At 64.8% G+C, this 24,881-nt stretch carries 26 protein-coding genes and 1 pseudogene; 9 read left to right on the forward strand and 18 right to left on the reverse strand.

Going from position 1 to position 24,881, the window contains the following annotated elements; genetic code table 11:
• Window positions 1-42 precede the first annotated feature (42 nt).
• Both AB7531_RS05555 and AB7531_RS05560 read left to right on the forward strand, forming a co-directional pair.
• On the forward strand, window positions 43-687 hold the full coding sequence (locus AB7531_RS05555) for a glutathione S-transferase family protein (RefSeq protein WP_063980917.1): 645 nt from the start codon (window positions 43-45) through the stop codon (window positions 685-687).
• 17 nt (window positions 688-704) lie between these two features.
• Complete coding sequence (locus AB7531_RS05560) at window positions 705-1,139, forward strand: DUF6157 family protein (protein ID WP_063980918.1); 435 nt, start codon at window positions 705-707, stop codon at window positions 1,137-1,139.
• On the opposite strand, the gene AB7531_RS05565 is transcribed toward AB7531_RS05560, so the two are convergent.
• The 4 genes and pseudogenes from AB7531_RS05565 to AB7531_RS05580 form a co-directional block, all read right to left on the reverse strand.
• Window positions 1,140-1,925 carry an enoyl-CoA hydratase/isomerase family protein gene (locus AB7531_RS05565; RefSeq protein ID WP_063980919.1) on the reverse strand — a complete coding sequence of 262 codons (786 nt, stop codon included), beginning with the start codon at window positions 1,923-1,925 and terminating at the stop codon, window positions 1,140-1,142.
• A gap of 12 nt (window positions 1,926-1,937) precedes the next feature.
• Window positions 1,938-3,047: a cyclic nucleotide-gated ion channel gene (locus AB7531_RS05570; protein WP_063980920.1), complete on the reverse strand. Its 1,110-nt coding sequence runs from the start codon at window positions 3,045-3,047 to the stop codon at window positions 1,938-1,940.
• Window positions 3,048-3,206: 159 nt separating this feature from the next.
• Window positions 3,207-3,424, reverse strand: a pseudogene (locus tag AB7531_RS05575) (hypothetical protein).
• A gap of 114 nt (window positions 3,425-3,538) precedes the next feature.
• Window positions 3,539-4,984 carry a TAXI family TRAP transporter solute-binding subunit gene (locus AB7531_RS05580; RefSeq protein WP_063980921.1) on the reverse strand — a complete coding sequence of 482 codons (1,446 nt, stop codon included), beginning with the start codon at window positions 4,982-4,984 and terminating at the stop codon, window positions 3,539-3,541.
• A 403-nt stretch (window positions 4,985-5,387) separates the two neighbouring features.
• Here AB7531_RS05580 and AB7531_RS05585 point away from each other — a divergent pair, with 403 nt between their 5' ends.
• The gene (locus tag AB7531_RS05585; RefSeq protein ID WP_038933545.1) at window positions 5,388-5,735 is read left to right on the forward strand and encodes a DUF3307 domain-containing protein; all 348 of its coding nucleotides are present in this window, start codon (window positions 5,388-5,390) and stop codon (window positions 5,733-5,735) included.
• 379 nt (window positions 5,736-6,114) lie between these two features.
• The gene (locus AB7531_RS05590) at window positions 6,115-6,528 is read left to right on the forward strand and encodes a hypothetical protein (protein WP_028148857.1); all 414 of its coding nucleotides are present in this window, start codon (window positions 6,115-6,117) and stop codon (window positions 6,526-6,528) included.
• Here the strand turns inward: AB7531_RS05590 and AB7531_RS05595 are convergent.
• Both AB7531_RS05595 and AB7531_RS05600 read right to left on the reverse strand, forming a co-directional pair.
• Entirely contained in the window at window positions 6,525-6,848 is a 324-nt protein-coding gene (locus tag AB7531_RS05595) for a YkgJ family cysteine cluster protein (protein ID WP_063986074.1), read from the reverse strand. The two genes, AB7531_RS05590 and AB7531_RS05595, sit on opposite strands and share 4 nt — an antisense overlap.
• Window positions 6,849-6,853: 5 nt before the next feature.
• A complete protein-coding gene (locus AB7531_RS05600; RefSeq protein WP_063980922.1) occupies window positions 6,854-7,552 on the reverse strand; it encodes a helix-turn-helix transcriptional regulator in 699 nt (232 codons plus the stop codon).
• A 112-nt stretch (window positions 7,553-7,664) separates the two neighbouring features.
• Between AB7531_RS05600 and AB7531_RS05605 the strand changes: the two genes are divergently transcribed.
• On the forward strand, window positions 7,665-7,937 hold the full coding sequence (locus AB7531_RS05605) for a hypothetical protein (RefSeq protein ID WP_063980923.1): 273 nt from the start codon (window positions 7,665-7,667) through the stop codon (window positions 7,935-7,937).
• 68 nt (window positions 7,938-8,005) lie between these two features.
• A complete protein-coding gene (locus tag AB7531_RS05610) occupies window positions 8,006-8,734 on the forward strand; it encodes a glutathione S-transferase family protein (RefSeq protein WP_028157342.1) in 729 nt (242 codons plus the stop codon).
• 314 nt (window positions 8,735-9,048) lie between these two features.
• On the opposite strand, the gene AB7531_RS05615 is transcribed toward AB7531_RS05610, so the two are convergent.
• The 9 genes from AB7531_RS05615 to AB7531_RS05655 all read right to left on the reverse strand — a co-directional run bounded on the left by AB7531_RS05615 (window position 9,049) and on the right by AB7531_RS05655 (window position 18,222).
• On the reverse strand, window positions 9,049-10,200 hold the full coding sequence (locus AB7531_RS05615; protein ID WP_028151958.1) for an ABC transporter substrate-binding protein: 1,152 nt from the start codon (window positions 10,198-10,200) through the stop codon (window positions 9,049-9,051).
• A 78-nt stretch (window positions 10,201-10,278) separates the two neighbouring features.
• The gene (locus AB7531_RS05620) at window positions 10,279-10,710 is read right to left on the reverse strand and encodes an acyl-CoA thioesterase (protein WP_063980925.1); all 432 of its coding nucleotides are present in this window, start codon (window positions 10,708-10,710) and stop codon (window positions 10,279-10,281) included.
• Window positions 10,711-10,735: 25 nt separating this feature from the next.
• On the reverse strand, window positions 10,736-11,497 hold the full coding sequence (locus AB7531_RS05625) for a 3-hydroxyacyl-CoA dehydrogenase (RefSeq protein WP_038933541.1): 762 nt from the start codon (window positions 11,495-11,497) through the stop codon (window positions 10,736-10,738).
• Window positions 11,498-11,522: 25 nt separating this feature from the next.
• Window positions 11,523-13,406, reverse strand: coding sequence for a feruloyl-CoA synthase (locus tag AB7531_RS05630; protein WP_283017991.1), 1,884 nt, complete (start codon window positions 13,404-13,406; stop codon window positions 11,523-11,525).
• A complete protein-coding gene (locus AB7531_RS05635; protein WP_063980927.1) occupies window positions 13,403-14,212 on the reverse strand; it encodes a crotonase/enoyl-CoA hydratase family protein in 810 nt (269 codons plus the stop codon). Before AB7531_RS05635 ends, AB7531_RS05630 begins: the two co-directional genes overlap by 4 nt.
• A 260-nt stretch (window positions 14,213-14,472) precedes the next feature.
• Window positions 14,473-14,934, reverse strand: coding sequence for a DUF3237 domain-containing protein (locus AB7531_RS05640; protein ID WP_063980928.1), 462 nt, complete (start codon window positions 14,932-14,934; stop codon window positions 14,473-14,475).
• A 211-nt stretch (window positions 14,935-15,145) separates the two neighbouring features.
• A complete protein-coding gene (locus AB7531_RS05645) occupies window positions 15,146-16,465 on the reverse strand; it encodes a TRAP transporter large permease (RefSeq protein ID WP_028151951.1) in 1,320 nt (439 codons plus the stop codon).
• Window positions 16,466-16,467: 2 nt separating this feature from the next.
• The gene (locus tag AB7531_RS05650) at window positions 16,468-16,977 is read right to left on the reverse strand and encodes a TRAP transporter small permease (protein ID WP_014498282.1); all 510 of its coding nucleotides are present in this window, start codon (window positions 16,975-16,977) and stop codon (window positions 16,468-16,470) included.
• Between the two features lie 228 nt (window positions 16,978-17,205).
• The gene (locus AB7531_RS05655) at window positions 17,206-18,222 is read right to left on the reverse strand and encodes a TRAP transporter substrate-binding protein (RefSeq protein ID WP_063980929.1); all 1,017 of its coding nucleotides are present in this window, start codon (window positions 18,220-18,222) and stop codon (window positions 17,206-17,208) included.
• 260 nt (window positions 18,223-18,482) lie between these two features.
• On the opposite strand from AB7531_RS05655, the gene pobA reads away from it, so the two are divergent.
• Together pobA and AB7531_RS05665 are read left to right on the forward strand one after the other, a co-directional pair.
• Window positions 18,483-19,652, forward strand: coding sequence for a 4-hydroxybenzoate 3-monooxygenase (gene pobA, locus AB7531_RS05660; RefSeq protein ID WP_063980930.1), 1,170 nt, complete (start codon window positions 18,483-18,485; stop codon window positions 19,650-19,652).
• Between the two features lie 332 nt (window positions 19,653-19,984).
• A complete protein-coding gene (locus AB7531_RS05665) occupies window positions 19,985-20,404 on the forward strand; it encodes a PaaI family thioesterase (RefSeq protein WP_063980931.1) in 420 nt (139 codons plus the stop codon).
• 145 nt (window positions 20,405-20,549) lie between these two features.
• Here AB7531_RS05665 and AB7531_RS05670 read toward each other — a convergent pair whose 3' ends face one another.
• Window positions 20,550-21,434, reverse strand: a complete 885-nt coding sequence (locus AB7531_RS05670; protein WP_063980932.1) for a LysR family transcriptional regulator — start codon at window positions 21,432-21,434, stop codon at window positions 20,550-20,552.
• A gap of 121 nt (window positions 21,435-21,555) precedes the next feature.
• Here AB7531_RS05670 and AB7531_RS05675 point away from each other — a divergent pair, with 121 nt between their 5' ends.
• Window positions 21,556-22,191 carry a pyridoxamine 5'-phosphate oxidase family protein gene (locus AB7531_RS05675; RefSeq protein WP_063980933.1) on the forward strand — a complete coding sequence of 212 codons (636 nt, stop codon included), beginning with the start codon at window positions 21,556-21,558 and terminating at the stop codon, window positions 22,189-22,191.
• Between the two features lie 192 nt (window positions 22,192-22,383).
• On the opposite strand, the gene AB7531_RS05680 is transcribed toward AB7531_RS05675, so the two are convergent.
• A complete protein-coding gene (locus AB7531_RS05680) occupies window positions 22,384-23,115 on the reverse strand; it encodes an ABC transporter ATP-binding protein (protein WP_063980934.1) in 732 nt (243 codons plus the stop codon).
• Entirely contained in the window at window positions 23,112-24,881 is a 1,770-nt protein-coding gene (locus tag AB7531_RS05685; protein ID WP_063980935.1) for a branched-chain amino acid ABC transporter ATP-binding protein/permease, read from the reverse strand. The genes AB7531_RS05680 and AB7531_RS05685 overlap by 4 nt, the downstream gene beginning before the upstream one ends.

Genomic DNA, 24,881 nt, shown 5'->3' on the forward strand with positions numbered 1-24,881 from the left:
CGCTACAAGCGCCATCGCCAGCCGGCCAGATGGAGACCTGTTATGACCGATCAAAACCGCATCACCCTGTATTATTCGCCGCAAAGCCGCGCCACCGGCACGCGGGTGCTGCTGGAGGAGCTGGGCGCGCCCTACGATCTCCACGTCCTCAACATGAAGGCCGGCGAGCAGCGCCACGGCGCCTATCTCGCCATCAATCCGCTCGGCAAGGTGCCGGCGGTCCGCCACGGCGAGGCGCTGGTGACCGAGCAGGTCGCGATCACCATCTATCTCGCCGATCTGTTTCCGCAGGCGGGACTGACGCCCGCGCTGAACGATCCGCTGCGCGGTCCTTACCTGCGCTGGATCGCCTATTACGGCGCATCGTTCGAGCCGGCCCTGATCGACAAGTTCATGCAGCGCGAGCCGGCACCGATCATGCAGTCACCCTATGCCGATTACGACACCATGCTGGGCGCGCTCGAGGCGCAACTGTCGAAGGGTCCGTATCTGCTCGGCGAGCGCATGACGGCCGCCGATATCTTGTGGGGTGTCGCGTTCAGCTGGACGATGATGTTCGGCATCGTGCCGAAAAAAGATGTATTCGTTCGTTATGCCGAACGGATGACGAACCGGCCTGCGTTCCAGCGGATCAATGCCGCCGACGACGAGATGGCGGCGCAGCATGCCGCGGCTGCGGGTGGTTGAATGTTCCAGGGTTGCAGATGGCAAAGTCGATGCACACGACCAACTGCTTCAACACCTTCATCCGGGTGGCTGAAGACTGTCCCGCGCATACTGGCGAGGAGCCGCCGCTGCGCGCGGGAAAGCCGACGGTGGCGTGCCTGCAATACGAGATGATCGCCAAGGCACCCTACAAGCACACCTCCGACGACGTGATCTTCGCGACGTCTGCGCCGGGACGTGAGCTCGATGTGACGGCGACGAAGACGGAGAAGCATGCGGCCCGTGAAGCGTTTTTCTCCCGGGGCCAGGCGTGCATGAGGGCGTCGAGCCTGGGCAAGCGCTTCGGCTGGGGCGTTCATGCCGACAGTGAGGGCCGGATCGCGATTTACGCCGTCGACAGCAAACGCTACCAAGTGCTCGTCCGCGATCCCAAGCTCACGCAGGTGCGCGCGATGCGGTCGCAGCGGGCGTGATCAGAATTTTGGCGGCCGTTTTTTCGCGAACGCCTTGATGCCTTCCTTGATCTCGTCGCCGCGCATGCTGTCGCGGTGGCGCTGGTCGGCGGCGGCTTCATCCAGCTCTCCGCGGGCGAATTCATTGATGGCGCGCTTCATGCCGCGCATCGCCTGCGGGGCGTTGCCGGCGAGAACGCTCGCGAGCTTGTCAACCTCTTCATCGAGCGTTTCCTCCGGCACCATGGCCGTGAGGTATCCGATCCGCAGCATCTCCGGCGCGCTGATTTTCTGCGCGGTGAGGAACAGCTTCTTCGCATTGTCGACGCCGAGCCGCGTCACGTAACGCTTGATGCCGCTTCTGTAGTAGTGCAGCCCGAGCCGCGCCGCCGGCATGAACATCTCGGCGGTGTCGACGCCGATGCGGAAATCGCAGGCGAGCGCGAGGTCGGTCGAGCCGCCATAGACGCCGCCATTGAGCCGGCAGATCGTCGGCACGCCGAGATCCTCCAACCGGTTGACGACGACCTCGAACGCCGAGCCCGCGCTCTGCTGCTCGTTGGCGCTGACCGCGCGCTCGGCAACCGAGTTGAGGTCATAGCCCGCGGAGAAGGCCCGCCCCGTGCCGGTCAGCACCAGCACGCGGATATCAGGATCGGCCTCGATCCGGTCGAAAAGTCTGACCAGCTCGCCGAGATCCTCGGCCTGGAGCCGGTTGAGATGTTTGGGCCGGTTGAGGCGGATGGTGGCGCGTGCGCCGTCACGTTCGAGCACGGGGCCTGAGGCTGCGTCGGCTGTGTCCGACATTCTTGTCTCCATTTATTTGTTTTCGAGTGTGCGGCGCTTGGCTTCCGCATCGATGGTCTCGGCGAGATCGGGGTGCCGCGCCATCAGCACGCGGAAATCGACGAGGTCGAGCACCAGCAGCCGCGACACCTTCGTGGTCGAGACATTGGCGCCGCGCTTGTTGTTGCCGAGCAGCGCCATCTCGCCGAAGAACGCGCCCTCGCCGAGCTGGACCTTCTTGCCGGGCAGGTCGACCTCGACCTCGCCGGCGGCGATGAAATACATGCAGTCGCCCTGCGTGCCCTTGCGGATGATCATGGTCCGCGCGGGCAGCTCCATGGTGCGCAGCATGTGGGTGACGTCGGCGATGGCAGCAGGGCCGAGCGCTGCGAAAAACGGCACCTTGCTGACGGATTCCCAGGTCTTGAGGAAATTGTCGCGCCGGGTCTCGGCGGCAAAGCCGGTCGCCAGAATACCAGTCCACAGCCCGAACACGCCGAGGCCGGAGATCATCACCATGGCCGCCACGATGCGCCCGAGCGGCGTCACCGGCACGACGTCGCCATAGCCCGTCGTCGTCAGCGTGACGACAGCCCACCACAGCGCGGCGGGGACGCTGCCGAAAGTCTGCGGCTGCACGTCCCGCTCCAGGAAATATTCGGCGACGGAAGCGAGGAACACCACCATCAGGAAGATCACGAGCACGCTGACCAGCGGGCCCGATTCCAGCACCAGCACCCGGCGCAGCTGCCGCAGGCCCGGAATGCCCGGCACCACCTTCAACACCCAGAGCACGCTGAGCAGCCACGCCGTCTTCGGCTCGATGCCGATCAGGAGCGCGGCCGGCACCGCCAGCGCGCCCAGAGCATCGACCACTCCGGCCGAGGAGGTCATGTAGAGCGACAGGCGCCCCGTCTGTGCCATGTGGCGCAGCCGGACCACCCATTCGAACACGAAATAGACGAGGCAGGCCCACAGCAGGGCGTCGACCCAGCGGTGCGCCGTCTCATAGGCCGGGTTGACCGTCAGCAGCACCATGCTGACCACGCCGAGCCCGACCGCCACATAGGCCGCCTTGGTCATGTTGCGGCCGGCCGTGGCGGCCACGAACTGGGCCAATGCGGGGATCAGCGGCTTGGACATGCGGGAAGGCGGGCTCGGTCGTGTCTCTTGCGGTCCCGGCTGGGACGCCGCCGCCAAAGTGCCCGCCCGGGCAGGAGCCGTCAACGACGGGCAGGGGGCTGCCCGCAGCATCGTCGGACAGGCACGCGGCAAGCCCGATGCCGTGGTGGATCCGGGGCGCTACCTGAAATGCGGCGGCTCGTCGTAGCCGCGGCGGCTGCTGAAAAAAGCAACATCATCAGGCCGATGCCGACGACGATGGCGAAACCCGCTCCCAGCGCCAACGCCACATAGCCTTCCGTCGGGATCGGCTCGCCCTCGATCGCCATTGCGGAATAGGCGAAATATCCAGCCGCTACCAGCATGCCCAGAAGGATTATGACGAGGAGTGTACGCATCGCGCGTGCTCCGGTTGTATCCGGGAGCAAACGGTTGTGGATGGGGGACGGTTCCCGGTTTCAGCCCGGGGATTCGCGGCAAGGCGCCGCTGCGAGACCCGTCAAACCGATAGGTCAGGCACTCTGAGCTGTCTTCACCACGACGATCTTGCTCTCGTCCTGCTGGGGAGGGGCCGTATCCTGGGCGACCTTGTCGGCCTCGCCGCAGTGGCGTTTGAGATAGTCGCGGCGCATGCCGATCTCGTCGCGGACGAACTCGTAGCCGAGCTTGAACGTGTCGAGCCCGTCGGTACTGATCGTGCCGTCCCTGAGACCTATGACCGCGCCGCGCAGAATGCCCTCCAGCTCGTCCTGGAGACATTCGAGCTGGTCCAGCGAATGCGCGTGCTCGATGCGTTCGCCGATGTCGAGGACGGCGGTGGAAAGCTCGCCAGCCTTCTCCGGCGCGATGCGGGTGATCTTGGCGTAGATCGCGGCGAAGATCGAGCCGATCACGCTGAGCGCGGCGGCGCCCAGATACATCAGGTCGCTGTACTTATCCATGAACGACTTGGTGTCGTCGTTGATGTAGTCGGCCGCCCCCTGATGCGCCATCACGTAGGCATCCTTCTCGACGGAGGCCGGCTCGATTCTGCTGGCGAAGCCGTTGTCGAGCCCGAGCGCGGATTTGTTCTCATAGACGACGCGCGCGAGCTCGCCCGCCGTGCTCGCCGACATCCTTGATTGCGCGACCAGCAGCCATTCGAGCCCGATCGTGTCGAGGTCGTCGTCGGGAATTTCCGGCGATGCGGACAGCGTGCCCGCAGTCAGCGTTTCACTGGAAATGCCGGGAATCTTGCGCGCGAGCGCCTTGGCCTCGTCGATCGCGTTCAGCGTGAAGCCGCCGCGCTTGGCGACCTGCTCATAGGCCTTGTCCCGCACCGCCCTGGAGGCATGGACGATGGCGATCACCGCGCCGAAGCCGCTCGCCGGCGCAAACAGCTTGTCGAGCGTTGCACCCTGCGGCGCCATCTGGATCCTGGCGGCATCCGGACCGTCGGGGATGTCGAGGATGCTACGGACGAAGGCGAGCGAGGATTCGTTCTCGGCGAGGACGGCAACTTTCTTCTTCTTCAACTCGGCGAGCGACTTGATCTTCTTGTTGCCGGGACCGAGCAGCAGCACCAGATCGTGCTCGAGGATCGCGAGCGTGCGCGCCCGCAGCGGCACCTTGGTGTCGGTGCGAAGGACGGCGAGGTCGGCCTGCTTGCGGTCGAACTGTGCGAGCGCCTTGGCATTGTCTGCGTTGTTGACGATCTTGATCCGGAAGCGCGAGGCGTTGTTCTTCAGCAAAGTGGCGAGCTTGGCGGCGAACAGCGCTTCGTCGCTGTTGGGGGTGCCGACGGCAAAGGTCAGCGTCTCCGAATTGTGCAGCATGGCGCGGCCGCCCCAGACGGTGGCGAGCGACAGCAGCAGCGTCAGCACGACGTAGAGAAAGACCTGCTGCTGATTGGTTTTGATCACCTTGGGGCGCCGCGGCGGCGGTTCGGTCGGTGACGAGGTTGGGCCTTCAGTACTCATGGCAGCACTCCGGCCCTATTCCTGAGTGGCGGGCGGCTCGCGGATGCGATCGCGGCGGGCGCCCTGCAATTCCTAAACGTCTGAAAAAAGAACGATATTCTCTGCCGACAATGATAGCGCGCCGGTACCGGAATGCAAAATTCGAGCCGGAGGTAACCTTACTCGATCTGGCCGCGGCGATTGGTCATCCTATCACCAGTTAGCCACAGTTGGCGATTTTCCAGTTCCCCCCGGCTGCATTCCGTCGCGGGAGATGTCATAAATCACACGTCCCGGCGATTTGACCGGTCCAAAAAGAAGTTGCGCTGAACGCTCCGGTCTTTCTTGTCACGTCAATGAGGGCGTCAGCTTGTCGTTTCCACCCATGTCATCGGCGGTTCCGGTCGAAGCGCTCATTGGCTGGATGTTGCTGCTCACCTTCAAGCACATCATCGCCGATTTCGTGCTCCAGACCGCCTGGATGGCGCACGGCAAGGACCAGAAGCACGGCTGGGCTTTGCCGCTTCTGGTGCATTGCCTGATTCACCTCGCGGTTGCGCTGCCGCTGATCCTGTTGGTGGCGCCGCGATTCTGGTTCGTCGCGTTCATCGACTTCGCGATCCACATCACCATCGACCGCGCCAAGGGGTTCGTCTCCGCCAATTTCGGTGTCGACCTGGCGCATCCCTGGTTCTGGACCCTGATCGGCGTCGACCAGGCCCTGCATCATTTGACCGGCTTCGGCCTTTCCATCTTCATGGCGGCGAACTGAGGCCGGCGGGCCTGCGGATAGTCGTCGATCGGCATTCACAAGAGGTCGTCATGCCCGGGCTTGTCCCGCCTGCGCGGCCGAAGCCGCTTCGGCGCGGCGAAGGCCCGGGCATCCACGTTCTTCGTGCCGCGTGGCCAGCCGTGGATGGCCGGGACAAAGGCGAGCGGAAGCGACGCCGTCCTTCGGACGGCTATGCCCAGCCATGACGCCGTGGAGGCATTGGCGTCCCGACTTTTCGGCTCAGATGTGGTGGCCTGACCCCCATTCGGTCGCCTCCGATTCGCGACGAGGGCGCAAGGACCCCGGGTGACTACCGGGCGGCGTGGTTAACCTTTCATTAGAGAATTGCGCTGCATCTTCGGCAACGAGGAGAACCGCAATGTTTTCAAGCCGCGACGCCTATGAAAGCGATTTCTGCCCGGTCCGCGACGAGCTCCTTGGCGAGATGTATCGCGCCAGCGAGAGTGGCCTGCCGAGGCTGGTTGAGAGTGTTTCCCCTGACGCGCGCGCCAGGCTGGCGCTGTTCTGCTATCGCCGCAGCCATCTGCACTCGCTGGCGGTCGCGATCGCGGCCAGCTGCAACGAGCGTGACCTGATCGACAATGGCGGCCGCGTCGGCTCGACGCTCTACGCGCTGTCGCGCGAAAGCACGGTCAAATCGTCGCCGTCGCTGTCGGGGGGCCGCAAGCCGATCACGCTGTCGACCAAGCCGCTCTCGGTGCTTGCACCGCTTGAGGACGGGTTCGACGACGAGGTCAGCGAGGCCGTTCCAGCTGTAGCCGTTCCAGCCTAAGCGACCTCGATTACCGGCAGTCCGAATTTCCGCCGCGCCATCGCGCATTCGGCGTCTCCCGGCATGCAGGTGCGGCACACCTCCGGCCGGACCTCGTAAATGCCGCAGGCCGTCTGCTTTCCGATCTCCCCCCGCAACGCCGAACAGCGATCGCCCTCGCAGCGCATGCCGGATTGGCGCGCGTTGACGAGCGTCTCGGGGATTGCGGCAAGCTCCTCGTCGCTCTCGATCGAGAAGCGCGGCCAGTTCTCCGAATAGCCACAGCAGGCGCCGCAGCTCTGGCACCAGCTCGACAGATCGACGGGGGAATTCTCTTCCATCGCGCTCACGTGTCCTTTGGCGGGCCCCAGACCAGGCTCTGCCGCCATCTTGCGCGCAGCACGTCGCGCCGCTCCGGATATTTATCGTCGAGATAGTTCGCATCCACGACGCGGTCGGTGCGGAAGCTGCGGAAGTCGCCGCGCAGCTCGCACCAGGCCGCAAGCAGGCGCACGGCTTCGAGATAGCCGACCGAGATCGGCCAGATCATGCGCTCGCTGGGGCGGCCCTGCTCGTCGCGGTAGCGCAGCATGATCTTCCTGCCTTCGTGGATCTGGGTGCGCGTGCGCGCCATGTCGAGGCGATCCGGCTCCCTGTTCCAGCTCGGCCGCGCGCGGCTTGCCGGCTCCAGCACGAAGGGACGCAAGCGCTCAGGCACGGTGTCGGCGATCTTGGCCATCAAATCTTCGGCCGCGCGTGCCAGCGCGGAATCGGCATGGCCCGCGACCCATTGCGCGCCCAGCACCGCCGCCTCGATCTCGTCGGGTGTCAGCATCAAGGGCGGCAGGTCGAAACCCTTCTCCAGGATGTAGCCCATGCCGGCTTCGCCGCGGATCGGCACGCGCTGGCCGATCAAGGTTGCGATGTCGCGATAGATGGTGCGCTTCGAGGTCTCGAGCTCGGCCGCGATCGCGTCCGCGGTCAGCGGCTTACGCGTGCGCCTCAGCACCTGGATGATCTGAAACAGCCGGTCGGCGCGTCTCATGGCAATTCTCTTATCGGGGACGGATCAGAAAATGGCGCGCTGCTGCTGACAGGATGTTGGCAGCAGGGGGTGTCTATACCGGGACAACACATCGACTGAAGAGGATTTGTCCATGATCATTCCAACCCATTTTGGCCCGGCGATTCCGATGTCGCGGGCACAGGTCTGGTCCGCCAGGGCACTCGGCCGCCTCGTTTCGTTCGATCTCATGGCCGTCGACCTCCGATTTGCTCTTGCAAGCGTGATGGCACGCTTGCTGACCCAGGCTGCGGACGCGCTGGCCCGCCATGTCGTTCGTAGTGTCATGGCCCGCGCCTGGCGGGGGGCCCGTTTCGCAGAAGATATCACGGCTGCTGCCACCATGGTGGCAGCAGCCGGTCACTAGGTTCCCTCAAAGTTTCGCAAGTCCAAATTTCGCAAGCCCAAATTTCGCAGGTCCAGGAGAGAGTTCGCATGATCACGCTTTATGGCTTTGGCGCCGGCTTCGGCCTGCCGGAAATCAGCCCCTTCGTCACCAAGACCGAGGTCCAGCTCAAGATGGCGGGACTGCCCTACCGGAAGGAGCGGGCGATGCCGCCGGCCTCGCCCAAGGGGCAGCTGCCGTTCATCGACGATGGCGGCGAGGCGGTGGCCGATTCCACCTTCATCCGCGCCCATATCGAGCGCCGCTATGGTTTCGATTTCGATGCCGGGCTGTCGCTGGCCGAGCGGGCGCAGGCCTGGGCGTTCGAGCGCATGATCGAGCATCACGTCTACTGGGCGCTGGTCGGGGCGCGCTGGGTCGATCCGGTCAACTTCGCCAAGGGGCCCGCGCATTTCTTCGACGGCGCGCCGGAGCACAATCGCGAAAAGTTGCGCGAGGATGCGCAATTCCGTGTCGCCGAGAACTATCTGCTCTCCGGCCTCGGCCGCCACGCGCCCGATGACGATGTCGATCTCGCGGTACGTTCGCTGTTCGCGCTCTCGGTCCAGCTCGGCGACAAGGCCTACCTGATGGGCAACAAGCCCTGCGGTGTCGATGCCACCGCCTTCGGCGCGCTCGCCGGAATCCTGACGCCCTTCTTCGAATCCGGCCTGCGTCAGCGCGCCGAGGGATTTGCGAACCTCACCGCCTATGTCGACCGCATGATGGACGATTATTATCCGGAGTTCGCCTGGACCCCGCTGCGGCAGGCGGCCTGAGGCCTGATGAGATGAGACTCGCCTAGCGCCCCGACGGAGGTGCGTTCCCTCCCCCCTTGCGGGGGAGGGCTAGGGAGAGGGGTGGTCCAGGAAAAGGTACCCGTTGTTGATGATGCATCGAGGGCGGGTGCACGACGGAAAGAATTCCCGTGTGGCACCCCTCTCCCTGCCCCTCCCCCGCAAGGGGGGAGGGAACGGAGAGAGCGCTGCTGTAGGCCGACTCGATTCGACTTCGCACTCGCCAATCTCAAACCCAAAACAAAAGAGCCGGCCCAACGGGCCGGCTCTCGTCGTCTCAAAACTCTTGCCGCGCCTTACCTCACGAGCGTGTACTTGCCGTTCTTCACCGTGAGCAGGATGCGCGAGCGCTCGTCGAGGCCGTAGCGGTCCTTTTCGGTGAAGTTGTAGACGCCCTGGCTCGCCGCCAGCTCCTTCTCGGACAGCAGCGCCTGGCGGATCGCTTCGCGGAATTCCGGCGTGCCGGGCTTTGCGGTTTTCAGCGCCGTCGGAATGATGCGCTTGAGGATCTCGAACGCATCATAGGAATGACCGGCGAACTGGCTGCGGCTGTTCGGGCCGTACTTGGCCTCATAGGCGGTGTTGAGCGCGAGGCCCGGCTTCTTGGTGGCGGCTTCGTCGGGCTGGTCCTCGGGGTCCATGACGGGACCGGAGGCCATCAGCACGCCTTCCGCTGCTTTGCCGGCGATGCGGATGAAGTCCATGCTGGCGGCGCCATGGGTCTGGTAGATCAGGCCCTGATAGCCGCGCTCGCGCAGCTCGGTCTGCGGCAGCGCGGCCGCGGTACCGGAAGCGCCGACCAGGATCGCATCGGGGTTGGCGGCGACGAGCTTTAGCACCTGTCCGGTCACTGACGTATCAGGGCGGGCGAAGCGCTCCTCATCGGCGATGGTGATGCCCATCGGCACGGCCTGGGCCTTCAGGTCGTTGAACCAGAGGTCGCCATAGGAGTCGGAATAGCCGATATAGCCGACGGTCTTCACGCCCTTCGACTTCATGTGGTCGTACAGCACCTTGCCCACGATCGGGATCGGCTGCGGCATCGCCACCGACCACTTCATGCGCTCAGGCGTGATCGGGAACGGCGCCAGGCCGAAATGCGGAATGCCGGCCTCGTTGGCGACGTTGGAGACCGCGATGGTCGGCGGCGTCAGCGCCGAGCCCATGATGATGTCGGCCTTGGATTCGGTCACGAAGCGGCGGGCGTTGGTGGTCGCCGTGGTGGGATCGCCGCCGTCGTCGAGCACGATCACCTTCAGCGGCACGCCGCCGATCTCCTTCGGCACGAATTCCAGCGCGTTGCGCTCGGGAATGCCGAGCGCTGCGCCGGGGCCGGTCGTGGTGGTGGTGATGCCGATGGTGATTTCGCTGGTCTGGGCCAGCGCAGGCAGAGCCGGCAGGGCAAGCGTCGCCGCGGCGATGGCGGCGGTCAGGTAAAAGCGTTTCATCTATTCCTCCCTTGACGTGTTTCTTTGAAAGCAGAAATCGGGGGGTAATTCAGCCCCCTCTTTTGGTGATGCGGCGATTTAGCTCCAGACCCAGCTCCCCGTGAATTTGGCTACCATTTCCGCTGGAAACGGTGCCGATTTCAGCTTGTCGGGGTTAACGGGATCGCGGCCGACCAGGACGCGGGTCTCAAAACCCTCGAGCGCGAGCGCCTCGCCCTTGTAGACGCTGTGCTTCACCTCGAAGCTCGAGCGCTTGATGCTCTCGATCCTCGTTTCGATGGTGATCCAGTCGCCATAGGTCGAGGGGATGTAGAACTTGGCCCGCGTATCGACCATGGGGATACCCACTAGGCCGTATTTGCGGACCAGGTCCTGCTTGGAGAAGCCGGCGACCTCGAACAGGGTCGAGGTCGAATCGTCGAACATCGCGAAATAGCGCGGGTAATAGACGATGTTGGCGGGGTCGCAGTCGCCCCACTGGATCTGGACGTCGCGCCGGTTCACGAACATGCGATGACCCTGCTTTCGTTGCGCCTTACTTCGGCGCCATGCGCAGCGAGCCGTCGAGGCGCACCACTTCGCCGTTCAGGTACGAGTTCTCGACCATGTGCAGCGCGAGCGCGGCGAACTCGTCGGCGTGGCCGAGCCGGCGCGGGAACGGGATCGCGGCGGCGAGCGAGTCCTGGGCTTCCTGCGGCAGGTTGGCGAGCAGCGGCGTCAGGAACAGGCCGGGCGCGATGGTCAGCACGCGGACGCCGAACTGCGCGAGCTCGCGCGCGATCGGCAGCGTCATGCCGACGATGCCGCCCTTGGAGGCGGAATAGGCCGACTGGCCGATCTGGCCGTCATAGGCGGCAACGGACGCCGTATTGATGATGACGCCGCGCTCGCCGGTCGCCTGCGGCTCGAGCTTGGACATCTCGGTCGCGGCGAGGCGCAGCATGTTGAAGGTGCCGATGAGGTTGACCTTGATCACCTTGTCGAAATCGGCAAGGGCCATCGGCCCGTCGCGGCCGACCACGCGCTTGGCGACGCCGATGCCGGCGCAATTGACCAGCACGCGCGCGGGTCCATGCGCCTTGGTCGCCTGCGTGATCGCAGCCTCGGCCGAGGCGGCATCGGAGACGTCGCAGGTCACGGCGACGCCCTTGAGCTCGGCGGCGACGGTCTCCGCAAGCTTGGCATTGAGGTCGAACACCGCGACCTTGGCGCCCTGCGCCGCCAGCTTTCGCGCGGTCGCAGCGCCCAGTCCCGATGCACCGCCGGTAACGATGACTGCCTGATCCTTCAACAACATGGCGTTCTCCTGTAGCGATGGTTTCTTAGCCGACCGATATCACACGGTCCGATGGATTGGCAGCGTAGAGCTCCTCGATCAGCGCGTCGCGATGCTCGAGCACCGCGCGCTGGTTGATCGAGCCCTTGTCGGTGACCTCGCCCTTGTCGATCGACAGCGGCGTGTCCAGCAGGATCGCGCGCGTGATCCGCGTCGAGGAACCGGTGGCCGAAGCCAGAAAGCGTGTCAGGCGCTCGCGGAAGGCTTCACGCACCAGCCGGTCCCGGGCCGTGACGGTGAGATCGTCGGCCGGCAGCGTCGGGTTGATCAGCCGGCAGCCGTCGAGATCGAGCAGCACCAGCGCGGAGATTTCGTCGCGGTTGATGCCGGCGATGACGACGTCGCGCACCAGCGGCGCGCAGGCCGCGACGAAGCGCGCGCGCAGCGGGCCGACGCTGACCCAGGTTCCGCTGCCGAGCTTGAAGTCTTCGCTGACACGGCCGTCGAAATCGAAGCCGGCGTTGAGATCATCGGGGTCGACGGGCTTGAGCGCGTCGCCCATCTTGTAAAATCCTTCCTCGTCGAAGGATTTTGCGGTGATGTCGGGCTGGCGCCAATAGCCGGGCATTACGTTCGGCCCCTTGGCGCGCACTTCCATCTTGCCGTTGTTCGGCACCAGCTTGGCGTCATTGCCCGATACGGGCAACCCGACATGGCCGGAGCGGCTGGTGCGCGGATTGACCGACATGAAGAACGGCGCGGTCTCGGTGGCGCCAAGGCCCGTCAGCATCGGCACGCGGTAGCCCTTCTCCTTCACCGCGAGCTCGTCGAGGCTGTTCCAGACGAATGGCGACAGCGCGGCGCCCGAGAAGAACATCGCGTGCAGCCGGTCGAAGAACTTTGCGCGCAGGCCCTGGTCGTCGCGCAAATACGGCAGCAGCGATTCATAGCCCTTGGGGACGTTGAAATAGACCGTCGGCGAAATCTCCTGGAGATTGCGCACGGTCTCCTCGATGCCGCCCGGCACCGGCTTGCCGGCGTCGAGATACATCGAGCCGCCATTGTAGAGCGTCAGCCCGATATTGTGGTTGCCGCCAAAGGTGTGATTCCAGGGCAGCCAGTCGATGATGACCGGGGGCTCGTCCTTGAGGAAGGCGAGAGTCTCGCGCAGCATCACCTGGTTGGCGCAGATCATGCGCTGGGTGTTGATGACGGCCTTGGGGTTGCCGGTCGAGCCCGACGTCAGCAAAAACTTCGCGATCGTGTCGGGGCCGATTTTGTCGTGTATCGCGTCGAGATCGCCGTGGAGCGGCGTCGCCATGAGGTCGGCGAGCAGGGTGACGTCGCGGCCCGGCACGCTGCCCCAGGACGCGGCGATCTCGGTGCCGAGCGAGACATTGGCGGTGAGCGCGTCCGCGAACTTGCCGGCGTCCTCGGCGAAGACGAGGCCGGGCGTCAGCAGCTTCATCAGGTAAGAGAGCTTGCCGTAATCCTTCGACACCAGCGAATAGGCCGGCGACACCGGGCAGAACGGAATTCCGGCATAGAACGCGCCGAACGCCAGCAGCGCGTGGTCGATCGAATTGCCTGAGAGGATGACGACCGGCCGCTCCGCCGACAGGCCGCGCGCAATCAGGCCGGACGCAATGTGCCGGCTTGCGGCGAGCAGCTCGGCGTAAGTGATCTTGCGCCAGCCGCGACCGCCTTCGCGCTCGGCCATGAAGACGCGGTCCGGCGTCGTCGTCGCCCAGTGATGCAGGCGGTCGGTGAGGCGGACCGGATAGTCGCCGAGCGGCTGTTTGGGCCGCAGGTAAATCGTGCCGTCGTCGCGCCGCTCGATGTTGACGACGGGATCGCCGAACGAAATGGGCCGCAGCGGGGAAGTGCTCGCGCCGCGCTCCATGCTGGAAGAGGACGGCTGTCCGCTCATGACTTCGGCTTCACCTTTGCGGTCTTGTGTTCGAGGAATTCGCGGATCCTGCGTTTTGCCTCTTTGTCGCTCTGCGCAACTGTTGCCATCAGCGATTCCATCAACAGGCCGGCCTGCGGATTGGCCTCCGCGATCATCGGCAGCGCCTGGAGTACGGCGAAGTTCGTCAGCGGCGCGTTGGAGGCGACCTTGGTCGCAAGCTCCAGCGCCTTGCCGAGCCCGTTGCCGGCCTCCGTCACATATTGCGTAAAGCCGTAGGAGGCGCCTTCGGTCGCGCTATAGACGCGGCCGGTCAGCATCATGTCCATCATCCTGGCAACGCCGATCAGCCGCGGCAGCCGCACCGAGCCGCCGCCGCCGACGAAGATGCCGCGCTGCCCTTCCGGCAGGGCGAAATAGGTCGAGGGCTCGGCGACGCGGATATGGGCGGCGCAGGCCAGCTCCAGCCCGCCGCCGATCACCGCGCCCCGGAGCGCAGCGATCACGGGCACGCGGCTGTACTGGATGCGGTCGAACACCCGGTGCCACATCTGGGAATGGAGGAGGCCGCCGGTCGCGTCGTGGTCCTGAAGCTCGGAGAGGTCGAGGCCGGAGGAGAAATGATCGCCGATGCCGTGGATGACGACCGCGCCGATATCCTCGGGCAGGGAGGCAAAGCACTCGCCGATTTCGAGGATAATGCCGTCATTGAGCGCATTGCGCTTGGCCGGCCGGTTCAGGCCCACGGTCAGAACCCGGTCCGCCCGCTCGATCCTCAAAAGCCCGGAGGCGCCCGCGTCAGCGGTCTCGGCGTTTCCCTGTGTCATTTGCGTCCTTGTCAGAATAGTTATGTTGTATAACGAATTCTGGGGGAGTCAAGGAGGGACGGTGCGGTCCCTGAGGATGTAGCAAGTCAGGTGGGTAAGATCCCTACGCCAAACCCGGTGTCGTCCCTGCGCAGGCAGGGACCCATAACCCCAGGGAGTTGTTTGGCGAAGACTCGCCGTTCGGTACTCCTGCCGGTCGCAATTGATAGATCACGCGGTATGGGTCCCTGCGTTCGCAGGGACGACGGCGGAGCGTGTGGTCACACCACCTGATGCACGTCGATCACCACGCGGTCCGCATGGCGTGCGGCTGAGCCGACAAAAATGTGCTCCATCAGCCAGCGATATTTTTCGTGCCCCGTCTCGAACTTCGGGACCGTGCGGAAATAGATCAGTTTCGGATCGACCGGCTCACCGCGCTTGAGCTTTTGCAGCAGCTCGACCGGGCCGAAGCGCATGCCCTTGTTCTCGACATAGACGATAGCGCCGTCATCCGTCTCGAAGGCGTATTTCGCTTCGAGATCGATCAGCTCGTTGGGCCGGATGGTCTGGAAGTCGGCGCCGAACGGCAGCACCTTCCCGGTGATCGCGCCCGTCACCTCGCCGCCGATAATCGGGATGATGCGGCGAACGCCGATGCCGGTCTCGCCGGCCGTGATGACGTCGCCGATTTTTGCGGTGACGGTGAAGACGTATTTGGTCTCGAGCGCCGGTGTGGTCATCGCTTCTCTCCGATCTATTGCGCCAAGCGCAGTGCTCTTCCTTCTCCCCTTGTGGGAGAAGGTGGCGCGAAGCGCCGGATGAGGGGTTGTCTCCGCAAACGCAGGTGTGCGGGCGGAGAGATACCCCTCACCCGTCTCGCCGCTATCGCGGCGAGCCACCCTCTCCCACAAGGGGAGAGGGGACAACAGCGCGTCGCGCCGTAGGCGTTCACTAGTGCGCCATCATCCGTGTCGGCAGCCAGGTCGCCAGCAGCGGGAACGCGATCAAAATCACCAGCCGCACCAGATCCGTCGCCACGAACGGGATCACGCCCTTGAAGATGGTGGAGAAGGAGACGTCCTTCACCACGCTCTTGATGACAAAGACGTTCATCCCGACCGGCGGGTGGATCAGGCCGAGCTCGACGGTCATCACGATGATGACGCCGAACCAGATCGGATCAAACCCGAGATGCGTGATGACGGGGAAAATGATCGGCACGGTGAGGATGATCATCGCCATGGCGTCCATCAGGCAGCCGAGCACGAGATACATCACCATGATCAGCGCCAGCACGCCGTAGGGGCCGAGGCCGAGACCGGTGAGGAATTCGGTGACCTTCTGCGGCGTCTGCGTCACCGTGAGGAAGTAGCCGAAGATCAGCGCGCCGATCAGCACGGTGAACACCGCGGCCGCGGTGCGCGTCGCCTGCAGCAGCGAGGCCAAGATCTTCTCGCGATCGAGCCGTCCGGTGACAACGCCGATGATGAAGGCGCCCGCGGCGCCGACGCCGCCGGCTTCCGTCGGCGTGAAGCGCGGCAGGAAGGGCAGGCCGTAGAGGCCGCCGATCACGAAGACGAACAGCAAGACCGGCGCCCAGATGTCCTTCAGGCCCGCAAAGCGCTCGCGCCACGGCAGCACCTTGCCCTTGGGCAGGAAGTCCGGGCGGAAATGACCGATCAGGAAGATCGTGATCATGTACATGGTCATCGCCAGGAGGCCCGGAATGATGCCGGCGATGAAGAGCTTTCCGATGTCCTGCTCGGTGATGATGCCGTAGACCGCGAGCACGGTGGACGGCGGCAGCATCGCGCCGAGCGTGCCGCCGGCGGCGATCACGCCAGTGGCGAACGACTGCGGATAGCCGAAGCGGCGCATCTCGGGGTAGGCGACGGCGGAGAAGGTCGCGGCGGTCGCGACGGAGGAGCCGCAGATCGCGGCAAAGCCGCCGCAGGCGCCGACGGTGGCAATGCCGAGCCCGCCGCGCAGATGCCCGACGAAACCGTTGGCGGCGCGGAACAGCTCGCGGCTCATGCCGGAATTGCTGACGAAGGAGCCCATCAGCAGGAACATCGGGATGACGCCGAAGGTGTAGTCGGTGACCGTGCGCATCGAGGTCTGGCCGACCAGCTTCAGCGCCGCCGTCCCGTTGACGAGATAGGCGAAGCCGGACACGCCGACGAGGCCCATCGCCATGCCGACGGGCACGCGCAGCAGCATCAGGACAAACAGGGAAACGAAGCCGATTAAGGCGACGGCATCGGTGCTCATGATTACTCCGTCGCCTTCAATTTGGGATCGTGCATATCTTCGGGATGGAAGATCAGGCGGTAGGTGCGGATCGCGATCAGCAGCACGGCCGCGGCATCACCGATCCACGCGACCGCGAAGAACGGCCAGGTCGGCATGTGCATGTCGAAGGTCTGGACGTTGTCGTTGTAGGTGCCGCGCACCTTGTCGAACAGCGTCCAGGTCTGCACGGTGACGACGAACAGCAGCACCAGGGTCGCGAACACGTCGATCCAGCGCTGATAGCGCGGCCCGACATTGCCCCAGACGAGGTCGACCGTGATGTGGGTGCCGCGATAGGACGTCGCCGCGATGCCCCAGAAAATGAGAATGCCGAGCAGCATGCGGCCGATATCGAACGAGTCGGGGATCGAGTAGTTCAGCGTGTTGCGCAGCAGCACCGACAGGAAGATGTCGAGCGCGACGATGCCGACGAAGCCGGCCGCGATCCATTCGATCGTGTCGATGATGCGGTCCATCCAGGAGCGCTTCATGGGAGGTGTCACGTCGTGTGCTGTCATTGTTTGATCTCGGTCTCGCCGCGCACTTCACCTCGCCCCGCTTGCGGGGAGAGGTCGAATTCGAGCGCCGCTCGAATTCGGGTGAGGGGGACTCTCCGCGAATCGAGCTGTCACCGTCTCTGCGGAGGCAGCCCCCCAACCCTCTCCCCGTAAGAACGGGGAGAGGGGAAGAAGAGAGCCGGCCGCGGCCGCAGCTTGGCGCTACTCCGCCAGCGCGTTGTACTTCTTCAGCGACGCCTTCAGCTCGCTAAGCGCCGCGTCGGGATCGGCGCCGGCCTTCTTGGCGCCTTCGCCCCAGGTCTTGACCAAGGGATCGGCGGCCTTCTTCCAGGCGGCGGTCTGCTCCGGCGTCAGCTTGTAGACCTCGTGGCCGGCTTCCGCCTTCACCTTGTCGACGCCGGCGTCCTCGAACTTGCCCCAGTGCTCGCCGACCACGCCGGCCATCTCGGTCGAGCAGTTCTTGTCGATCGCGGCCTTCTGCTTGTCGGACATCGCGTTGTACTTGTCCTTGTTGATCACGAACACGAAGGTCGTGGTGTAGAGCGGCGCCTCCATGTCGTACTTGGTCACCTTGTCGATGCCGAACAGCACGAGGGAGCCCCAGGGGAAGGTGACGCCGTCGGCGACGCCGCGCTCGATGATGTCGCGCACTTCGGGCGCGGAGGACTGCACATTGGTGCCGCCGAGCGAGGTGACGAAATTCGCCATGGTGGCGTGCGCGGGGCGGATCTTCAGGCCCTTCACGTCCTCCGGCACCACGATCTTCTTCGTCTTGGAATGGAACGACGAAGGCGAGTGGACGAAGGCGAGGCAGTATTTGACGTCCTTCATCTCCTTCTCGGCATATTTGCGGTACCAGGCGTCCAGCCCCATCGAGCCGCCCTTGGCGTCCGAGATCAGGAACGGCAATTCGCCGGCGCCGACGATCGGGAAGCGGCCGGGCTGATAGCCGGGATTGACGTAGGTGACGTCGGCGATGCCGTCGCGTGCCATGTCGTAATGGTCAAACGCCTTGCCGAGCTGCTGGGCGGGAAACACCTTGCCCGTGATGGTGCCGCCGGAATCCTTATTCACCGCGGCCACCCAGTCTTCCAGGGACTTCTGCAGCGGATGCGAGGCCGGCACCCAGTGCGAGATCTTCAAATCGAAGGTCTTGTCCTGCGCGAACGCGGGGCTCACGCTTGCTGCCAGCAGCAACGCCAGACAGGCTTTCCTCATCGGTCGTCTCTCCCTGTTTCGACGGCGGGCTTCGATGGCCCGGTCTCATTAATTAACATGTTATCTAATTTGCCGGCGCGTTCAAGCCGGAACTGGCGCGGCGCGCCGCCGCGTCATCTACGTCAGCCATGTTGCATGGATTTGTCGCTGCCCGGGCGCACTCCCCTTTTGCCCAACGATTATATGATATAATTATCTTGCGCGGACCGACGCGACAAGCGAGCCGCGGCGAAAACCTACAGGATCGGGAGGAGCAAGTATTGCGGACAAAAGTCGCAATCATCGGGGCCGGGCCGGCCGGATTGTTGCTTGGGCAACTGCTGCACCAATACGGCATCGACAATGTGATTCTGGAGCGGCAGAGCCCGGACTACGTGCTCGGCCGCATCCGCGCGGGCCTCCTGGAGGAGGGAACCGTCGCGCTGCTCGACCAGATTGGCGCCAGCGCGCGGGCGCATGCCGAGGGCCTGGTGCATGAAGGCATCGAGCTCGCCTTTTCCGGGCGCCGTCACCGCATCGACATGAAGGCCGCGACCGGCAAGACGGTCATGATCTATGGCCAGACCGAGGTCACGCTCGACCTGATGAATGCGCGCAAGGCCGCGGGTCTCACCTCGGTCTACGAGGCCAAGGACGTGCAGCCGCATGATTTCGACGGCAGTCGGCCGCGCGTCACCTATGTCAAGGACGGGGTCACCCACACGATCGATTGCGACTTCGTCGCCGGCTGCGATGGCTTTCACGGCGTCAGCCGCGCCAGCGTCCCGGCCACAGCGATCGAGGAGTTCGAGCGGGTCTATCCGTTCGGCTGGCTCGGCATTCTGTCCGAGACGCCCCCTGTCAGCCACGAGCTGATCTATTCCAATCACGCTCGCGGCTTCGCGCTCTGCACCATGCGCTCGACACACCGTAGCCGCTACTATGTGCAGTGCTCGCTCGACGACCATGTCGACCAGTGGCCGGACGACCGCTTCTGGGACGAATTGAAGCGCCGGCTCGACCAGGAGGCGGCCGACAGTCTGGTCACGGGCCCCTCGATCGAGAAGAGCATTGCGCCGCTGCGCAGCTTCGTCGCCGAGCCGATGCGGTTCGGCAAGATGTTCCTGTGCGGCGACGCCGCCCACATCGTGCCGCCGACCGGCGCGAAGGGGCTGAACTTAGCTGCCAGCGATGCGCATTATCTGTCGAACGCACTCCGCGAATTCTACGACGAGAAATCCAACGCCGGCATCGACGCCTATTCCGCCACGGCGCTGGCGCGGGTCTGGAAAGCGGTGCGCTTCTCCTGGTGGATGACCTCGATGCTGCACAAATTCCCCGACACCGGCACCATCGGCGGGCGCATCCAGCTCGCCGAGCTCGACTACGTCACGCAGTCGCAGGCCGCGATGACGTCGCTGTCGGAGAACTATGTGGGGCTGCCGTTTTAGGAGGGTGGTCGATGCCGTAGATGCCGTAGGGTGGGCAAAGCGTAGCGTGCCCACCAGCTTTTGCGTTTGCTACGAGATGGTGGGCACGGCGCTATGCGCCTTTGCCCACCCTACGGCATCGCGTGCTTTCTCCACATCGTCATTGCGAGCGAAGCGAAGCAATCCAGACTGTTTCCGCGGAGAAAGTCTGGATTGCTTCGTCGCTTCGCTCCTCGCAATGACGGGAGTGCCCATTTCAAACACCCGCGCAAATTCCGTTTAAAACTTTGTAGGCAGTGAAACTGTCATCCACATCGCGTTCAATGGCGCCAACCAGCAACGCGAGACACGCTATGACCGACACCGACATCCCTGACGGCTTCGAGCCGCTTTCCCGCAAGAGTCCGCTCACCGAGCCGTGGGAGCCGCTCTACGCGAAGAAAACCGACAAGGCCGTGATCATCGGCCTGCGCCTCGCCAGGCCGCACACCAACGGCCGCGGCCTGATCCATGGCGGCCTCATCGCCGCACTCGCGGACAACGCCATGGGCTATAGCTGCGCGCAGATGACGAACTGGACCACCTCGTTCGTCACGATCTCGCTCACGGTCGATTTTGTCGGCTCTGCCGAGATCGGCCAGTGGCTTGCGATCGAGAGCGACGTGATCAGGACCGGCAAGACGATCTGTTTCGCGCAGAGTCTCGCAAAGGCCGATGACGTCGTGATCGCACGCGCCAGCGGGACGTTCCGCGTGGTGCCGAAGAAAGGGTAAGGCTCTCGTGCCCCGGACGCGGTGCGGCGCGAAGTGCCGCTCCGCAGAGCCGGGGCCCATCCACCCGCAGCCCTTGCTCTGGCCTTCTGGGTCCCGGCTCTGCGCAGCAACGCTACGCGTTGCAGCGCGTCCGGGACACGAGACCTCACCCAAACCGCCACTCCGCCGTCTCCACCACGAGATCGACGAACGCCCGCACCTTGGCCGAGAGCAGGCGCGAGGTCGGATAGACGATGTGGATCGGCAGCGCCGGCTGCTCGTATTTCGCCAGCACGATTTTGAGCCGCCCGCGCTTCAGGCCCTCCGCGGCCTGATAGGCCAGCACCCGCGTGATGCCCCCGCCGGCTTCTGCATATTGCAGGGCGGCGTCGGCGCTGTTGCTGGTAAAACGTGGCGTCGGCGTCCACTCGATATCGCGGCCGTCCTGCACGAAGTGCCAATTGGCGTAGGGGCCGAACGCGATGGTCTGGTGCGCGAGCAATTCCTGTGGCGTCTTCGGCTCGCCGTGGCGCTTCAGGTAGCCCGGCGTCGCCACCGTGATCCGCCGCATCTCGCCGACCTGGCGTGCGACCAGCCAAGAATCGGCGAGATGGCCGATCCGCACCGCGGCATCGACCGCGTCCTCGACGAGATTGACGAGGTTGTCCGAGAGCCTGAGCTCGGCCGTGACCTCCGGATAGCGCTTGAGATAATCGGTCATGACCGGCGAGACATGCAGCCGCCCGAAGCCGAGGGGCGCCGACACCACCAGACGGCCGCTCGGCCGGTTGCGCTCCTCGCGCGCGGAGCCGTCGGCCTCCTCGACATCGGCGAGGATGCGCCGCGCGCGCTCCAGATAGCGCGTGCCGACATCGGTCAATCTCACCTGCCGGGTGGTGCGCTGCAGCAGCCGCGCGCCGAGATGCTCCTCCAGCGCTGCGATCAACCGCGTTACCGCCGAAGGCGACAGCCGCAGCTTTCGCGCCGCCGGCGCAAAACCGCGCAGATCGGCGACGGTGACGAAGACGTGCATGGCTTCGAGGCGGTCCATGGTATTATTGCATATATTGCAATGATGAAGTGTCAAGCGGCCAGATTGTTTTGCCCGCCGGAAGGTCCACCTTAGACAGCGAAAGACGCAGGGATGCGCCGGGATTTCAGGAGATGTTCCGATGACGGCAACTCACACCTACGCCAGCGACGTGGCGTTCACGCCGGCGGTGAAATCGATCCAGACACGAAAGGGATCACGCGAAGGCTATGCTCATGCCGAGCAGCGCGGATGGCGCACCGAGGTCGACGAGAACCTTGCGGCGTTCCTGGCTGACGCCAACAGCTTTTATTTCGCGACCGCGTCGGGCGATGGCCAGCCCTACATCCAGCACCGCGGCGGCCCCAAGGGGTTTTTGAAGGTGCTGGACAAGCAGACGCTGGCTTTCACGGACTACGCCGGCAACCGGCAATACATTACGCAGGGAAACCTGTCCGAGAATCTCAAGGCCTATATCTTCGTGATGGACTACGCCCATCGCCGCCGCGTCAAGATCTGGGGCGAGGCGCGCGTCGTCGAGGACGACGAGGCGCTGACGACGTCGCTGATGCCCAAGGGGTACCGCGCGCGCCCTGAGCAGGTGATCCTGTTCAAGATCGCAGCGTGGGACACCAACTGCCCGCAGCACATTCCGCAGAAGTTCGATGCGCCGGATGTCGCGGCAGCGCTGGCGGCGAGGGATGCGAGGATCGCGGAGCTGGAAGCGGAGGTCGCGGCGTTGAAGGGAAAAGCGAGTCTGCCTTCAAGCGAAAGCTAGTGCGGCTCGCACGGTACACCCTCTCCCCCTGTGGGAGAGGGTGGCTCGCGGCGTAGCCGCGAGACGGGTGAGGGGTGCCTCTCCGCAGGCGATGGTCCCACGTTGTCATTCGTGGAGAGAACCCCTCATCCGGCGTGCTTACGCGCGCCACCTTCTCCAACGAGGGAAAAGGAAGAGGAGCCAGCCAAGAAATCAGATCACACTCGCGCCTTCGTGCTGGAAGCCGAGATAGCTTGCCGCGACGCGCTCGTTCGCCGCGACATCGCTCGCCTTGCCGCTGAGCACGAACTCGCCGAGCTCCATGACATAGGCCTGGTCCGCGATCTTCAGTGCGGCCTGTGCGTTCTGCTCGACCAGCAGTACGGAGACGCCGCTGGCGCGGAGCTCAGTGACGATGCGGAAGATGTCGGCGACGATGATCGGGGCGAGGCCGAGGCTCGGCTCGTCCAGCATCAAGAGCTTGGGCTCGCCCATCAGCGCACGGCCCATCGCGAGCATCTGCTGCTCGCCGCCGGAGAGGGTGCCCGCCAACTGCTTGCGCCGCTCCTTCAGCCGCGGAAACAGCGTGTAGACGCGCTCCATCGAGGTTTTCGCCTTGCTTCGCTCGATGCGGAAGGCACCCAGCTCCAGATTGTCCTCGACATTCATGGTCACGAACAATTCGCGGTGCTCGGGGACGAGGCCGAGCCCCATCGCGACGCGGTCCTCGATGTCGAGCCGTGACAGATCCTGCCCGGCGAAGGCGACGCGGCCCTTCAGCGGCAAGATGCCCATGATGGCGGAGAGCAGCGTGGTCTTGCCGGCGCCATTGGCCCCGACGATGGTGACGATCTGGTTGGCGCCGACCTCGAGCGAGACCGAACGCACGGCCTCGACCTTGCCATAGGCGACATGTGCGTCGGCGACGGACAACAGCGCGCTCATGCCGCCACTCCGAGATAGGCCTTGATCACTTCGGGATTGGTCTTGATCGTGGCGGGCGTGCCTTCCGCGATCTTGGTGCCGAAATCGAGCACCACGATGCGGTCGGCGAGATTCATCACGAAGCCCATGTCGTGCTCCACCAAGAGCACACTCATGCCGCCGTCGCGCAATTCGCGGAGCAGCGCGGCAAGGCGCTGCTTCTCCATGTGGCGCAGGCCGGCGGCAGGCTCGTCGAGCAGCAGCAGCATCGGATCGACGCACAGCGCCCTTGCGATCTCGACGATGCGCTGCTGGCCGAGCGAGAGCGAGCCTGCGAGCTGATGCATCTGCTCGGCGAGGCCCACGCGCTCGATCTGGCGGGCGGCCTCCGCGAGCAGCCTCGCCTCATCGGCGCGGTCGAGCCGCAGCATCGAGGAGATCGGTCCCGAATGGCCGCGCAGGTGCGCGCCGATCGCGACATTCTCCAGCACGGTCATATCAGGGACGAGCTTCACATGCTGGAAGGTGCGGGAGATGCCGAGCTTGACGATCTCCTGCGGTGGCGCCCTGTCGACCTTCTTGCCGAGCACCGAGATCGAGCCCGATGTCGCCGACAGCACGCCGGTGATCAGGTTGAACGTCGTGCTCTTGCCGGCGCCGTTCGGTCCGATCAACGCGACGATCTCGCGGGCCTGCACGTCGAAGGAGACGTTGTTGACCGCGATCACGCCACCGAACTGCTTTCGCGCCTTCTCGACCTGGAGCAGGACGCCGGACTGGCCGGCCGCGCGGGTGCGCTGCTCCAGTTTCAGCGAGGTGTCCGGCTTCTTGCCACTGGTGCGCTCGGGCAGGAACGACATCAGCCAGGGCCAGACGCCGCCGGGCGCAAGCTGGAGCAGCGCCACCAGCATGATGCCGAACACGATGGTCTCGACCTGTCCGGAGCCCGGCAGGATCAGCGGCAAATAGCTTTGCAGCACCTCCTTCAGGACCACGACGATCGCCGCGCCCAGCACGCCGCCCCAGACATAGCCGGCGCCGCCGACCACCGCGATGAAGAGATATTCGATGCCGGCCTGCGCGCCGAACGGCGTCGGGTTCACCGCGCGCTGGAGATGCGCGTAGAGCCAGCCGGAGAGGCCGGCGAGCACCGCGGCGTGGATGAACACCAGGAGCTTCGCGCGCGGCGTGTGCACGCCGAACGCTTCGGCTGCGACGTGTCCGCGGCGCAGCGCGCGGATGGCGCGGCCGGTGCGGGAATCCAGCAGGTTCATCGTGAGCAGGGCCGAGAGGATCACGGCAACCCAGATCGCGTAATAGATCGAGCCGGGCGAGAGCATCTTGAACGAGCCGATCGACAGCGGCGGGATCGCCGAGATGCCGTCGTTTCTTCCCAGGAATTCCAGCTTGCTGAAGAGATAGAACAGGCCCAGCCCCCAGGCGAGCGTGCCGAGCGGCAGATAGTGCCCGGAGAGACGGACGGTCACCAGCCCGAGCAGCACCGCCAACGATCCGCTGACCAACAGCGACAGCGGCAAGGTCAGCCACGGCGACAGGCCATAGGCCGTCGACAGCACCGCGGTGGTGTAGGCGCCGAACCCGACGAAAGCCGCCTGGCCAAACGAGGTCAGGCCGCCGACGCCGGTGAGCAGCACGAGGCCCATCGCGACGAGGGCGGCAAGGCCGATATTGTCGAGCAGCACGATCCAGAACGGCGGCATGCCCGGGAGATGCGGGATCGCCGCCATGAGAAGCGCGAAGAGGAGGATGGGAAGCCGGCTCTGCAT

The sequence above is a fragment of the Bradyrhizobium sp. 63_E2_N1_3 genome (assembly GCF_052076005.1).
GTDB lineage: Bacteria > Pseudomonadota > Alphaproteobacteria > Rhizobiales > Xanthobacteraceae > Bradyrhizobium > Bradyrhizobium barranii.